A 15,353-nucleotide genomic window follows, 5' to 3' on the forward strand; every position below is an offset into this window, starting at 1 on the left:
TGGTTTATTTATATATGATATAAATAATGCTTACATTAATTAAAAAACATACCATGTTTATGGTAATTATTTTACAACAAGGTAAGCTAATAAAGAACCAAGCAAATTTGCACTGATGTCTTTATACGAAAATATATTTCTCTCTTGCCGACTATCATGAATTTCTTTGGCAAGCCCAAGACTAAAAGAAAATGAAAGTGCAATATTTACACTTTTTGAGTCCGAAAACCCGGCATAGCGTTTTAAGGCAAGCCTGGTAATGCCGGTGCTAATAAAACTACCGATGATATGCATACCTTTGTCTTTACCAAACCAGTCATCTTTAATCTTAGAGCTGGAATCTAAGTGAATCTACTGAAAATGTTTTAAAACTATTGCCCTTAAGAGGATTAATTTGAAATAACAGCAGTATTAGAAATAATTTCATAAAAAACATTTATAAAAGTTTTTAAAATGATAGTTTCAGGTTTAAGGATATTGCTCCAGAATTTGGTGAAGGTATTACTGCCAGTTCAACAGCTTTGTCAAACTCAAATAAATGCGCGTCCACATGGGCATCGGTTAACATTAACAAGTAAGTTAACCCAAGGTACCAACTATAACGTGAACGGTCATCTTCATATTCTTCTAAACCTGTTTCATCATACTTTTTTGTATTCCAATAAACTTGATACCCTACATATGAAACAAGGCCCGCGTAAACTGCTGATTTTACATATGACTCATTATAAAACTGGCCCCAACCCGGTAACATTGCCGATCTTAATGTAGCGCCCCAGGGAGACTTTAAAGGTTTGTCATTAAACAAGGCCCCGTTCCAACCCATTGGCTTTTTATTATATCCATAATACCACGCATCAATAATATTTAGAAAATGTGTTACCCCGGCAATAGCCAAATCATTTTTTGCTTTGTTAAGATAGGTTTTATCATTTTCCTTTTTGTATTTGTAATAATTGTCAGCTGTACGATAATAAAAAGTTGCAGCAACTCCATAAAACAACGTTGTTTTCCACAACCGCTCTTGCTTCAACTGGCCTAAACCAGGGATTAAAACAGAACTTATCAGGACATTCTGAGGTGATGCAAATTGAGAGGAGTCTGCTCGGGTCAGATTTATTTTAGATTCCTGAGCCGAACAAACAGAAAAAGATAAAACCGTAATTAGAAGGAAAAAAAATCTTTTTATGATCGGCATATTATATTACCGCAACACAATCTATTTCAACCAAAACATTTTTTGGCAAGCAACTAACTTCCACGGTAGAGCGTGCTGGTTTAGACTCATTGAAATAGGTAGAATATATTTCATTTACTTTGACAAAATCATTCATGTTTGCTAAGAAAATAGTTGTTTTAACGACTTTATTTAAATCCGATCCTCCAGCTTGTAAAACAGACTGCAAATTTTTAATAACCTGGTGTACCTGATCTTCTAAATTATCAGAAACAATCTCTCCAGATTTGGCGCTCAAAGCAATTTGTCCGGATGTATAGATAAAACCGTTTACTTCAATAGCTTGCGAATAGGGTCCAATAGGAGCCGGTGCATTTTTTGAATTAATGCTTTGCATATTTAAATCCTCTTTCATTATTTACTAGAATAAGTTAGATTTATTCTTGTTAATTTTCAAATATCAGTTTTACTGCCCAACAAAAAAAAAATGTCCAAAAAAAATCGTGAAACACGATAAAGTATAGTTCCCGATTTCAAAGCACGAAACTAAATGACCGTGAAACATTTCTAAATATTTTTTAAAAAATAAACATTTTTTTTGTTACATAAATTGTGTATTTAAAGCACTTAAGTATGGCGGATTTTTGACAGCAGTTTTTTTTTTGTTAATCACTACAGAAGTGCTTGACATATATTTGCCCTGGCTCTTACACTGAATCAGCGAAAGTTATTCAATGTGGATAACTTGTGGAAAACAGGGGGTATTCCACACTGAAAATTTCACTTTGGTTTATGCCGATTAATCAACGGACCAAAACTCGGATCACGCCAAAGCTTTATTTTTCAACAACTTACATAACAAATCATTTCCACAGCTTAATAGTTATGGCTTAAATGTTTGCGTTTTTTGACATTACCAAAGCTTTTTTCTTCTTGTGGATAAAACTATTTTTGAGGTACCAACTTAATGTCAGAAAATGCATCACTTCATTTGACGCATTCATTAGAAGAAACATGGCTTGCAATCCTGGATGTAATTGAAGACAATATTAATAAAAGAAGTTTTAGCACCTGGTTTGCACCTGTAAAAGCATTAAAGATTACAGAAGATTTCATTGAAGTTTCGGTTCCCAACCGTTTCTTTTGTGAATGGATCGACAATCACTATTCCACCCTTGTACAAAATGCAATTACCCAGGTAATTGGCGACTCAAAAAAAATAAAATATTTAGTAAAAGATAATAGCAATTCTGACAGTCCATCACCCTATACTTCTCAAGATTGGCAACATGAGACTGAAAAGCCGGCTGAAAAAGTCGAGATAGATCTGCCATTTAGCACTCGCATAAACGAACGCTATCATTTTGACAATTTTATTGTTGGTGATAATAACAATTTCGCAACTGCAGCATCAAAGGCAGTTGGTGAAGCTCCTGGCAAAACAAACTACAATCCTCTGATAATTTACGGGCAAACCGGTCTTGGCAAAACTCACCTAATTCAGGCGATTGGAAACCGGGCAATGCTCAAAAGTCCGGCAACAAAAGTTTTTTATGCATCAAGCGAAACATTCACCTCACATTTTATTAATGCCATCCAGCGTAATAAAGTCAGTGAGTTTTCTGCCTTTTACAGATCTTGCGATATATTGCTTCTTGATGACATCCAGTTCTTTTCCAAAAAAGGGAAAACGCAAGAAGAGTTTTTCCACACTTTTAATGATCTGCACCAAAATGGAAAACAAATTGTATTAACCTCTGACAGGCCAATTAATGAAATTGTTGGTTTGGAGGAAAGGCTGATTTCCCGTTTTAAATGGGGACTTATCGTAGATATCCAGGCACCAGATTTTGAAACACGTCTGGCAATTTTACGCAAAAAATGTGATGAAAGTGAATTGGACATTCCAGCAGATGTACTGGAATACCTTGCGGTAAACCTTGTAGATAATGTACGTGAGCTTGAAGGAGCGTTAACAAAAATTATGGCTCAGGTTACATTTACAGCAGCTGAACCAACCATCAGTCTGGCCCGAAATATTGTTGCCGAAATTGCCAAACCGGATAAGCAGCTATTAAATATTGATGGAATTGTTGAGTATTGCGCCAAAGTTTTTGATGTACCTAAAGACCACATCCGGGCGAAAAGCCGCAAAAGAAATATTGTTAAGGCACGCCAGGTGGCCATGTATCTTTCCAAACAGCTTACAAACCATTCTCTAGTTTCTATAGGCTTACACTTTGGCGGTCGTGATCACTCTACCGTTATCCACGGCATCGATTCTGTAACACAACAGATAAGTGAAGAGCCTGTTTTCAAGAACAAAATGGAGTCTATGAAAAAGCATTTGGAATACAACAGGTAGGTAAACAGTTTATACTTCAAGAAAATTAAAATCCGGTATATAATCTACAAATCCGTAAAAAAAAGCATAGTTATAAAACTCGCCCAATGCTTCCTTCTCATCTTCACCAAAATCATATTTAATAATATTTGAAAGATAATTTTCTAAGTGCGGTTTATTATCAAATCCGGAAATATTGTTTACAATACTTTTGATTGAATTTTTTCCACTCTTTAGTGATTCTGAAATTTGCAGGTAGTCTTTTTTATTTACAAGAAGTTCATTACCGATCCAAAACCCATAAACCAATGGCAAGCCAGTTAAATCAAACCAATCTTCTCCTAAATCGATAAATGATTTGTTCTTATTTTTTGCAACTTCTTTAATGGCATTATTTCCTGTCAGCAAAACAGCATCGTATTTTTTTAGAGCCGATTCCAATCCTAAAGAAGATTTCTCTATCTTTGTTTCTATTTGAAAGAGTTCTTTTAATAAAATTTGTAGAACAATTGAAGACGTATTTGAATTAGGTGGAATTGCAAGTGTATTTATATCGCTTAAATCTTTGTTAAAAAATAAATTGAGGTTCGACTTACCTAAAGATGACTTACAGATACCTGGAAATACTGTCCATCCACCTTTTAGTTTTGGAAAATCTGCAGAGGAGATAAAGCCAATATCAACCGCTCCTTGAGAAATCCATTCAAACCGTTCTTTAGAACTGCCAAAACGTAGCTGATTTTTAGATTGTTTTAAGCCATAAGTCATTGGCAGGTCATCATATTCATTTCCACAGGCAATTAGTTTTGATTTAGTTTTTGCATCAGGTTTTGGGCTTTTCCCAAATAAACTTTGTGTATCCATAATTAAAAATTATTCCGTAATGTACATCGTTATTCCAAAATTTAGCGCTAAACTACTAACCGGAATTTTTTCCGGACCAGCCCCACTATTACCATATCCTGCTTTAGTTTCAACAAACAGATCAAAACCCTGCGCCCATTGGTAGCTCCATCCTGCAATTACCGTAGGATAAAATATTTGATCCGAATAGGTTTTTCGAAAGCGGTCTTTTGATAGTTGCGACATAATACCAATTCCAAATCCTGCATAAAGAGTTGAGCTCTTTTCAATCATAAAATTAGCCAATGCTTCCATTGAAAAAAGGCTAAAATCATATTTTGCGTTATTGCCAAGTGGCAGGTTTGCTTTATGAGAAGTAAGCGTTGCAATATAACGAAAATCTATATTTGTCCCAGACGAATCATAAACATCATGCCGCACAAAAAAACCATACCCTGATCCCGTTTTAAAACGGATATCATATTTGTCAGATTTCTGTAAACCCGGATTACTTAGTGAAGCATGTGATCCTAATCCAATTTGAGAGTAGGCATTTGAAGTAAATAAAAGAGTTAATATTATAAAAACCAAAACTCGGCAGGTTAACATTTTAAAAATAGGTATTGGTTTATTCATAAAGATATCGGTGCACTCTTTTATATATGCTTAAATTAGGAAAATTTATTATCAGCGAAAATAATCCTACAAAGCTATACATGATAAATTTATTTAAAACAGGTGCAAGGATAAAATTAACAAAAGCAGTTAGTACAACAAGATCTGCCAGAAACCAGACTATGAGCATTTTCTTATTAAAAATCTGAACACATTTAAGAAAGGTTAACTTTTTTTCATCTGCGTCTGATGCTAATGGAGCAAGAAGATTATTTAATTCAATTCCAGGCTTTTTAGATTTTTCAATTAGTTTGGCCGGGGTTAATATGGTTTGTTTTATATAAAATATCAGTAAAACAAAAAACAATATAACGAACAAAGCAATGTTGTCTGCTTTTTGCGGATGCACCACAGGCAAACGATCAATAATATCGAGGTAATACAATGCCACTGAAATTAATATTAAGCTTATCATACCAAATAAAACGGCACCCCAAACGATGCGATTTTTTTGTAGAATGTTTTGTAATTGTAGCTCTAATTGATCATCCATATATTCTTCTTATTTTAAGTACATTTTTTTTGAAAAAGGAGGGATTTGTTCTTTTTTTTCTTTTAATATTTGCTCAGAAAATGCAAATAAAGGACTTATTTCAATCTGAATATCCGTTATGTTAAAATTCTCAGGGATTTCTATTCCAATATTTTTCATCCATGAGAGATATAAGTTTTTCATATCACGGATTGCTGTTTCTTCGCTGTCAATACCCTCTTTATTTTTTAGAGCACTAAACTCATCTTCCCGTTTAACTTCCAATGTGATTGTATTTTCACAATGCGCCAGTGCATCAAATACAAACGTTTCAAATTTATACCCATTTTTTTCATCAGATTTTTTTAATTGTCCATTGGAATCAATAAATGGAATATTTTTTTGTGCAACGTGATAAGGGAGCTGGAATCCTCGCTTATTTTCTTTTTCAATAAAACTTGTATTTATAAAATGGATTGCAATTGAGCCAGCCCAATATTTTAACTCACCACTTTCAGTTTCAGCATACATATCTTTATCACTTAAGTCGCTGTATTCCACTACACCGGTTTTTCCATTTGCTTTGCAGATTATACCCATTTTTTCTTCAGGGAATGCTTTTCGGACAACCTTACTGGACATCTCAGCATTATACTTTTTATGATATCCAAGGAAAACAGGATCACAAATATTTACCAAAACATTATCTACCTGAAAATAGAAAAGATACTCAATATTTCTTTTAACCAAATCCAAGTATGCTCCACTATCCCAAAGGGCCTTCAAAGAACCTCCATGCCCGTTTGGACTCATAAAAATCCGATCCTTTGCCTCGAGCATTAGTTTGCCATTTTTGTCAACTGCAGGCAGCATATCCTGGGAGAAAAACATTACATCATTTTCCGCCAATCCAAAAAAGTTGTTTTCTTTAAAAAAAGAGATTGTGTCGGAATGATTTCCTGTACTCGTCATAATATACCAGGGAATGGTCACGCCATATTCACCAGACATGGCTAAAATTTTTTCGGCATGTAATTGAAACAATGTTTTCTTTTTGACCGGAGTTATTGGGTAGGCACCTTTCGGGCCTTCAAAACCCAATCGTGATCCTTGCCCGCCTGCAACCAAAAAAGCTCCAACCTTACCTGATCTTAATATTTGTTCTCCACTTTTCTGCATATCATCGTCATTCAGTTTTCTTTCTTCAAGCGAAACTGTCTCAGCTTCATCCAATTGCATTTCAATATCTTGTTGGGATTTATCTGAAGTCAAATTGACAAGTTTTTCCAACAAGGGAAAATCAATTGAATCGATCTGTTTTATTATTTCTCTTTTTTGAAGATCTGAATATTCATCCCAAAATTGAAGAATATGTTCTTGTCCATTTTTTTTTAATAACTTGAAATATTTTTCAAATTGCATATAAAAAACCATCCTGTTTGAATATAAATTGAATTTTAAAAATAAGGATTCTATAGATAAAAAGAAAACCCGATCAATTTAGAATTAACCGGGTTCAAATAAATTAATTGTATATTTTGAATAGTTAAACAGAAATATCCATCACAAGTAACGTTAAATCATCTTCAAACGTATCGCGGCCGGTAAATTGTTTAAGGTCTGTTACAATATTATCAAGAAATTCTTGTTTATCGAGGTCTGAATATTTTATGAGATTTTCTTTAACCCGCTCTTCTCCATATTGCTCGTTCTTTTTATTAACCTCCTCATGCAGCCCATCTGTAAAAATAAAAAGACGTGATTTTCCTTTAAATTCAAGTTCTTTGCTTTCATAGGTTATACCATCATCCATAATTCCCAAAAGAAATCCTTCAGAGTCAAGCTCGCTAATTTCGCGGGTTTCATAATTATACAAAAGTGGCAGTGGGTGTGCTGCATTGCTGTAAATGAACTTATTGGTTTGCAGATCAACAATCCCATAAAAGGATGTAAAAAAGTCACCGGTTTGTACTACCTGGCAAAAATCATAATTTATTTTTTTAAAGACACTTGCAGGATCTATATCCAGGGAAGAATATTTCTCAAGAGTCATTTTAAACATGGCAGAAAGCATTGCCGATGCAACCCCATGCCCTGATGCATCTGATACGAGAACACCAACAAAACGCTCACTGATTTGAAAAACATCATAGTAGTCACCACCAAGCTGATTAGATGGAGAAAAAGATACGGCAAATTTATAATCTTCTAAAACAGGTAAATGCTCTGGCAATAAACTCTTCTGAAAATCACCAGCCTTTTTTAAATCTTTAAGAAGTGTTTTATTTTGTTGTTCAATGAGGTGGTTTTGAGTTGTTATTTTTTCCACCAATTCAAGTTTATCCAAACTAATAGCAAGGTATTCTGCTATTGTTTCCATCATAAAAATATCGCCATCATCCAGGGACATTTTTTCGGCATTTTCAATATGCAGCAGTCCATACTTTTTATCATTTGATTTAATAGGAAATGTAAATACGCTGGCAACTTCTTTGCTAAAACCTTCAGAAAAATATTCAGATTTATTAGCATTCGAGTAAAGACCACTTTTGCCGGTTTTATAAACATGCCCATATAAATCTTCAATCTCAATTTCACTGTTAATCGGCAACTTTTCCAGGACATCATTAATCTGAATGCCTGAAGCCGCTCTTAAAACGAGTTTTTCTTTTTGATCATTTATTAACAGAAAAAAGATATTTGCAGATTCAAAAAAAGTGGTTACAAGGCGTTTACTTATAAAACCGATTAATTCACCTACCTCAATACTTGCAGCCACCCTTTTTCCAATTTCATTGATTGTCTGGACCTGCATATATCGTTTTTCTAAAAGCTGGTCGCTTTGGGTTTTTTCAGTGGTGTCATAAAAACTTTCTATTCCACCAATTATTTTGTTTTCAGAGTCATACAAAATATTTGCATTGCGGTTTATGAAGCGCATTTTCTGGTCTTTAGTTAAAATCTGCCCCACAATATTTTGCTTGTCATTCTTCTGATTAGTATTTCCTGTATCAATAAGGTGAGATTCGAATATAAAAACATCTTTTACTGTTTTTCCAACTGTTTCAGTTTTTGTAAATCCTGTAACTTTCTCAGCTGCCTCATTCCATGAAGTAATAATGCCAGTTGTGTTGTAAGTTATTGTCGCATTGGGGGAGTTTTGCAAAACAGTTTCAAGATAATCACGTGAATGATGCACCTCTTTAAAAAGTTCTTCTAACTCTGCTGTATATGATTTCACTTCATCTTTTAAAACTAACCGGGATTCTGCATTTTGGACAGAATTTAACAAAACCTCCAGATCAACAGGTTTTATCAAAAACTCTGAGGCTTTATTTTTCAAGGCTTTAACTGCAATACTCATATCGCCATGGCCGGTTAAAACAATCACCTCAGTTTCATCATCTGTCTCTCGAATTGTACTTAAAAGTTCCAGGCCATCCATCCCGGGCATTAAAATATCAGTTATAATAATTCGGGGGGATTGTGATTTATAGATTTCAAGAGCTTCAAGGCCATTACCTGCAACAAAAACCTGATACTTTTCATGACTCAGGTATTTATCAACTGTGTTTGTAATATGTTCTTCATCATCAACAACAAGGACAGACATTTTTTCTGAAATTTGTTGTTTTATTTCAATGTCTTGTTGATTTTCTTCAAATAATTCCAGCCAACCCATTTCAATCCGTTTGTTAGTTATCTTTACTGTTTTAATTCGGCTTGTTGAAGAAAGGCTTGAAGTTTGAGGAAGTTTTGGATAGGATTGTGAATAAAAAAAAGGGAGAATGTCCAACTATTCTCCCCTTAATATTTGCTTACATTTATTGATTTAAATATCAACACCAATTGAAAAATAGTGTTTTGCCCTGCTTGATTTTTTTAGATTATATTCCCATGCTAAATCATATTTTAGAAGAAAGCCAAAAATGCCAATCCTTGCTCCGGTTCCGTAACCAATAAACAAATCTTTAACTTTTCCATCTTCTATTCCTTTAAATTCATTATTCGAGAACCAGGCACTACCGACATCACTAAACAATACTCCCTGGATATAACCGAAACTAATTGGAGGTAATCCTAAATCCAGACGGGTAATCAATGGAAAGCGCACTTCCGAATTTACCAAAGCAAAGTTATAGCCAGTTTTTTCATAAAACCTTGCACCACGGACAGGTGTTACAAATTCTGAAAAATAGACATCTCGAACAGAATTTATTCGCGAATCGATATTGCCATTGAAATCCCTGTTAATCCAGTTTTCAGTTCCCCCAAAATAAAATAATTGAGGATTTTCACCAAAACTTGTTCCTGTATTTAGTCGAAAGGCCAGGCTGTAATAATCATGTATTTTAAAATACTTTCTAACATCCAGTTTTAGTGTTGTAAATTCCAGTGATTTATCCGTATACAATGGACTATGTGTTAACGACACGGAACCTCTAAAGCCCTCATTTGGCCCAGTCCCCCACCATTGGGATGTGTCATGGATTAGTTGAATACTTGGTACAAGGCTTCTAACTTCATCTGTTCTACCACCGGCAACTAAATATTCTAGGCTTGCATTCATCATATATAATTGAAAATCTGCTCGTGAAAATTTATTAAATGGTCTGGATGCAATAAAGGCTGCTCCATAGTTTCTAAAGCGGATAATACTATTTGATGTTCCTGAATAATATGAATGTGCTGAGTGAAAAGCTGTCACTCCATAATCAATTCGTTCTGGCAAATACCAATATTGGGCTGATATAAAACTATTGCGTAAATCAAAAACAAGGTTTGTACCGAGGTTAATTCTATGATTTCCCAGAACATCGCTGTAGGCTATTTGAGTAAACCCCTCAGGACCCCATAATGTGCTGTATTGAGCCTGACCCTGAATTATATCCGCAGAAAATTTCACTTTATAATTGCGTATTTTAAAATTTCCATCAGTGCGTTTATAATCATCTTCTTTAAGTTTTACCTTAACTTTTTCCTTACGGGTCTTTCTATTTAAATCGGCAAACACATAATTGCTGTAATCTGTAGATTGCGGAATCTTAACTTCTGTTTTTGCAGAATCGCCTTGTGATTCCTGCTGATCAAGATTATCCACGGTGCTTAGTAAACTGTTTTCATCTTCTAATTTATTGTAAAACACTGTATTCTCTAATTCAACTTTTGGTAAATCAAAAGGGTTTTTTATTGTATAGAGATCAAAGCCAATCTCATTAAAAGAAGTAAATGCCAAAGTGTGGCCTTTCTTATCTAAAGAAAGCTGGAAAGCACCGGATAAGAGATTTGAAACCGGGTAAAACTCTCCTGACTCCAGATTATGAACATAAATATTAGAAATACCATTTACATCGCTAACATAAAGCAAGCTGCTATCATTTGGGGAGAAAACTGGATCTGTTTCTAAAAATTCTGTGTCTGTTATACGTTCAATTTCTTTTGAATATCTGTCAACAATATAAATATCTGTATTTTCATAATTGTGATTTGACATTTTAAAGTCTTCAGGAACTTGCTCAGGAGTTAAATACTCTCCTCTTTCAGATACAAAGGCAATTTTATTTCCATCATTAGACCACCTTGGATATGTATCAGAAAAAATATCATTTGTTATCATTTCCAGTTTTTGTGATTTTAAATTAAAAACGTAAATATCGCCGGCTCCGTTATTGTTGCCAACAAAAGCAATGTCATCACCATTTGGCGACCAGGCTGCTGAAAAAAGTCCGTCAATATCAAATTTATGCTGTTCAATCTCATCATTAAAAACATCATAAATATATAAAGCATCCTGATCTCCGGCTTTAGCTGAGAATGTAAGATGTGTTGCGTCCGGCGACCAACCCATTCCAGGACTTAGCCAATGCAATTCTTCAAAATTAACATCTGTCTCGCCCTGAATAACTTTTGTAATATTTTCAGGATCGAGAATATCCATTATAAAAATTCCTTGTTTCCCACCCATATTGGATAGAAAAGCAACTTTATCGCCATTTGGTGACAAAGCTGGACTAATATTCAAATAGCTTTTACTCTCGTGGTGATCGGTTATTGCCCGTGCAAATTCTTTTGATTCCAACCGATCAGCAATATCTGGCCAATATTCTTTGCGCATTTGCTTCTGCCAATTTTCAGCTAAGTCATTTAGTTCAATTCCCAAAGCAGATTTAAAAGCGCTTTCAAACCGGAAGCTCCCTTTTATCTTATGTAAAATTTCCCCGATTTTTTCATTACCATATTTTTCTGCGATATATCTGAAAAGGCTGTTTCCGCCAAAATAGGCGCCATATGTTGGTAAAGCTCCTACCAGATATCCTCCAATTGTTGCATCCCGAACCATCATATCTGTACGGGTATTCCATCGCTGGGAAAAATATTCAGCCAACCCTTCAGAAAACCAGGTTGGTACCTGGGCAATTTGCCCTGAAATTAAAGATTGAACAGATCCTCCATATAGCATATCATTCATAACAGCATGAACCAGTTCGTGGTGAATTACGTGACGAAATGAGGAATATGATCCTTCAAAAGGAACCACAACTCTGTTTTTAAAGAGCTCAGTCACACCACCAATACCTTCACGCATATAAGGAATAACGACATTTGTCTGCTGAAAATCATTATGAGATTTATATAAAATAATTGAAACCCGTTTGCTTAGCTCATAGTTAAAATCTCTTTGCAATAACTTATAAGCATCTTCAGCAACATCTGCTGTAAAAACTGCTATATCATATCCGCCTGGATAAAAATAAATATCAAAATGTTCCGTTTGCAGAAAATGCCAGTCAAAGTCTCTGTACTGCACTTTGTTTTGGCCAAACCCTTGTGCAAATAAATGTTGAGACAAGAAAAAAGACATAACAAAGATGTGTAAAAATTTCCGGGGTTTAAACATGCTAACCCTCCAGGCTAAAATGGTTTTTGTATTTTGTTTTAATATAAATCAGAAACTATTGAATTTGTATCACATTAATTTATACATTTAACGATGAATAATTACAAAAGACTACTCAATAGTATAATAATTTTTATAGCTTGTACTTTTTTGCTTATAAGTTGTTCAAATGAATCGCAACCAGACATTAAAAAAGATGTGATAGTCGATGTTATGACTGAATTGATGGCTATTGAACATCTTGCTATATCTGATAGTCTGAAAGCTGTAAAAATTTCTAAAATAATGCAAACTTATAAAATTGAAATTGATTCATTAAAAAGCATCATTAAAAAGCTAGAGCAAGAACCAGAATATTGGCATTCAGTCTATAACAGCATCAAAAATCAACTCAATGAAAGTAATTCGCGAAAACCTTCAAATAAGTAAGACACTTACTCTCCGTAATTATTGCACATTTCCAGCTTTATCAATTTGTAAATAAGCCCAAAGTAAACAAGAGAGTGAGGGTGCAAAATCAACAATGCCGCCTTGATCCATGTTATCATTATCAGAAAGTGCTTCAGGTAGGTGGTTTAATAAACCTTTAGAAATAAGTTTTGGTAATGGGCTAAAATATTCTAACAATTGCTTTGCTTTGTTTTCTTTATTCTCTGCACAATTTAGAGCAGAAGTAACATACATTCCCATAGTCCATGGCCAAATTGCACCATTATAAAAAGATGAGTTTCTTCTATTCAAATTACCTTGTTTATCTTGATCATTTTTAATTGCAGACCTGAGACCATAGGGAGTTAGTAAATTTTTCTCTACCTGTTTTAATACATTACACTTCAATTCATCATCAAGTGCAGAAAATGGCAAAGCCAAGGGTACTATTTGGTTAATCCTAAAGTCACTGTTTTTATTTTCATTAGCAATGAAATCAAGCAATGTGTCACTGTTCTGAACAAATGTTTTATTAAAACTCTCTTTTACTTTTACTGCCAGTTTACCATATTTTGAAGCTTTCCTATTTTTACCCAATTCTTCACTGATAACTTGTAAAACTTTTAAGGCATTAAACCAAAGGGCGTTTATTTCTAGTAGTTTTCCAAAACGCAATACTTCTTTATTTTCTGCCATTAAAGGAATCCAACTGGTAGATGTAGATTTATTTCCACAAAAAATCAAATTATCTTTATCCAGATAGATATTATTCAAAGTTCCTTTAGAATAGTAGTCAAAAATAGATTGGAAGCTGCTATAGACACCATTATTAAAAAAATTAATGTCTTTTGTCGTTTCAAAATATTGATATCCAAGGTTTATTAAAATCAAACTTAAGTCGGCAGAAGAGTAATGATTCTTTTTCCGCATATGTGCTGAATGTACAGGTAGTAATCCCTCATTCAGCTGATCTATCAACGATAAATATTGTTTTTTAAACCCATCATAATCTTTATTGGCCAAATAAAACCCTGGCATTGATAACATCAGATCACGGTTTGTATAAACATTTTCCAGGGATGAAACTGAAATTAAAGATTCAGAATCTATATTTACCTGTGATTTTCTAAGTGAGTTGTTAACCTCACATAAATTTTTATCATTGGTGAAGTAGAGTTTTTTTTCTGTGTTTCTTTTTTCCTTTTCCTGCCGATACAAAGCCTCATAATTAAGATTATTTGTATCCAACTCTTTCGTAGAAATATATAAATCTACACTATGGTAAGGAGTTAAAGTTGCCTGAAAAAAGCCAGGGTTAAAAAGATGTTCGTATAGACTGTCATTATATTTTCCTTCATCTCTTGGATAAAAGAAATTTTTATACCATAAGGTTGTACTAACAAATTCTCCTGAAGAATAATATACATAAACTTCCGGCATTGCTGGTTTTAACGCCCAGCGAACAAAAAAATTGCCTAAATAACTATCTGTATTTAAACCTTGCAGTTCTTTAATTAATTCTGTGCTATAACGATCTGCAAGAAAAGGTTTCACGATAAGGTTTATGGGAAGTCCCTGATTTTTTAATTCATAACGAACCATTAATAATGGATAATCGGAAAGTAAAAAGACTGTTTTCTCAATTATTCTCCCTTCAATTTCATAAATGAAAGAAGGAAAAGGTTTCATTCGGAACTCTTTTAGATAAGTATATCCGGTAGGGAAAATTCCTCCAGAGTATCTATTTGTAGAAATTTCGTGTAACCTGTTTTCAATAAAAACAGACTCTTCAAATTTGGAAAGCAGAACAACTTTTTTTTCACGGGAGGAGTCTGGAACCACAAATAATCCATGTTCACGCCTGGTGTTCATTCCAATGCTGGTTGAACTGGAGTAAATACCATGGTTATTTTTTTCCAGCCACTCAATATTTGCGGATTTATCAATATTGTTTAGAAATTCCTTTTTCAGGGATATATCCATTTTATATTCCTTATTGGCAACGCTATTTAGCAATTAAAACACAAGGTTGCATTGTAGTATTCAAAAATCCCTTAGTAAGGCAAGATTTGGTAAGTGATAGTGAAGTACAGTTTTAACAGTTAAATTCTCATGTAAAACTATTTTTGGCTTCTTCCATTGTATCGAAAATGTCAAAAATTCGGTATAAGCGGGTTAATTCGAACATTGCACGAACAGGAGCTTGTAAACCAACAATTTTTAAGTCTCCGCTTTTCATTGTTGCCTTTTTTAATCCGGCAACCAATGCCCCCAGAAAAGAACTATCTACAAAATCAGAAGAACTTAAATCAACAAGTATATTTTGATTACCTTCTTCAATTTTTTCCAGCAACTCTTCCTTAAGTTTACTTGAAATTTCAACTGTTGCCCGTTGTTCATTAATCTTAACAATCAAAATATCATTTTCAATATCAAAATTGAAGCTCATTCTATAACTCCTACTTTATCACTGCCATTTCGCTTACTTATACAGTTATAGTCGGATATTAAATAG

13 protein-coding genes are annotated in these 15,353 nt (G+C 33.9%); 2 read left to right on the forward strand and 11 right to left on the reverse strand.

The genetic code is table 11. The features are described from left to right. Window positions 1-66 precede the first annotated feature (66 nt). From HND50_03670 to HND50_03680, 3 genes are all read right to left on the reverse strand, one after another. Entirely contained in the window at window positions 67-294 is a 228-nt protein-coding gene (locus tag HND50_03670) for a DUF2279 domain-containing protein (GenBank protein ID NOG44299.1), read from the reverse strand. 154 nt (window positions 295-448) lie between these two features. Continuing rightward, a complete protein-coding gene (locus HND50_03675; protein NOG44300.1) occupies window positions 449-1,198 on the reverse strand; it encodes a hypothetical protein in 750 nt (249 codons plus the stop codon). Window position 1,199: 1 nt separating this feature from the next. Beyond that, a complete protein-coding gene (locus tag HND50_03680) occupies window positions 1,200-1,574 on the reverse strand; it encodes a RidA family protein (protein ID NOG44301.1) in 375 nt (124 codons plus the stop codon). A 570-nt stretch (window positions 1,575-2,144) separates the two neighbouring features. Here HND50_03680 and dnaA point away from each other — a divergent pair. Continuing rightward, window positions 2,145-3,542 carry a chromosomal replication initiator protein DnaA gene (gene dnaA / locus HND50_03685; GenBank protein NOG44302.1) on the forward strand — a complete coding sequence of 466 codons (1,398 nt, stop codon included), beginning with the start codon at window positions 2,145-2,147 and terminating at the stop codon, window positions 3,540-3,542. A 9-nt stretch (window positions 3,543-3,551) separates the two neighbouring features. On the opposite strand, the gene HND50_03690 is transcribed toward dnaA, so the two are convergent. From HND50_03690 to HND50_03715, 6 genes are all read right to left on the reverse strand, one after another. Beyond that, entirely contained in the window at window positions 3,552-4,385 is an 834-nt protein-coding gene (locus HND50_03690) for a hypothetical protein (GenBank protein NOG44303.1), read from the reverse strand. A 9-nt stretch (window positions 4,386-4,394) separates the two neighbouring features. After that, window positions 4,395-5,000: an outer membrane beta-barrel protein gene (locus HND50_03695; protein ID NOG44304.1), complete on the reverse strand. Its 606-nt coding sequence runs from the start codon at window positions 4,998-5,000 to the stop codon at window positions 4,395-4,397. After that, window positions 4,993-5,532 carry a hypothetical protein gene (locus tag HND50_03700; protein ID NOG44305.1) on the reverse strand — a complete coding sequence of 180 codons (540 nt, stop codon included), beginning with the start codon at window positions 5,530-5,532 and terminating at the stop codon, window positions 4,993-4,995. Before HND50_03700 ends, HND50_03695 begins: the two co-directional genes overlap by 8 nt. 9 nt (window positions 5,533-5,541) lie before the next feature. Then, window positions 5,542-6,933: a UDPGP type 1 family protein gene (locus tag HND50_03705; protein ID NOG44306.1), complete on the reverse strand. Its 1,392-nt coding sequence runs from the start codon at window positions 6,931-6,933 to the stop codon at window positions 5,542-5,544. Between the two features lie 124 nt (window positions 6,934-7,057). Next, on the reverse strand, window positions 7,058-9,307 hold the full coding sequence (locus tag HND50_03710; protein ID NOG44307.1) for a SpoIIE family protein phosphatase: 2,250 nt from the start codon (window positions 9,305-9,307) through the stop codon (window positions 7,058-7,060). Between the two features lie 36 nt (window positions 9,308-9,343). Then, window positions 9,344-12,409, reverse strand: coding sequence for a biopolymer transporter Tol (locus HND50_03715; protein NOG44308.1), 3,066 nt, complete (start codon window positions 12,407-12,409; stop codon window positions 9,344-9,346). A gap of 93 nt (window positions 12,410-12,502) precedes the next feature. Here HND50_03715 and HND50_03720 point away from each other — a divergent pair, with 93 nt between their 5' ends. Continuing rightward, complete coding sequence (locus HND50_03720; protein ID NOG44309.1) at window positions 12,503-12,838, forward strand: hypothetical protein; 336 nt, start codon at window positions 12,503-12,505, stop codon at window positions 12,836-12,838. A gap of 18 nt (window positions 12,839-12,856) precedes the next feature. Here HND50_03720 and HND50_03725 read toward each other — a convergent pair whose 3' ends face one another. Both HND50_03725 and HND50_03730 read right to left on the reverse strand, forming a co-directional pair. After that, window positions 12,857-14,821: a hypothetical protein gene (locus tag HND50_03725; GenBank protein ID NOG44310.1), complete on the reverse strand. Its 1,965-nt coding sequence runs from the start codon at window positions 14,819-14,821 to the stop codon at window positions 12,857-12,859. A gap of 127 nt (window positions 14,822-14,948) precedes the next feature. Further along, window positions 14,949-15,287, reverse strand: coding sequence for an STAS domain-containing protein (locus HND50_03730; GenBank protein ID NOG44311.1), 339 nt, complete (start codon window positions 15,285-15,287; stop codon window positions 14,949-14,951). Window positions 15,288-15,353: the final 66 nt, after the last annotated feature.

It is taken from the genome of Calditrichota bacterium (assembly GCA_013112635.1).
GTDB lineage: Bacteria > Calditrichota > Calditrichia > Calditrichales > J004 > JABFGF01.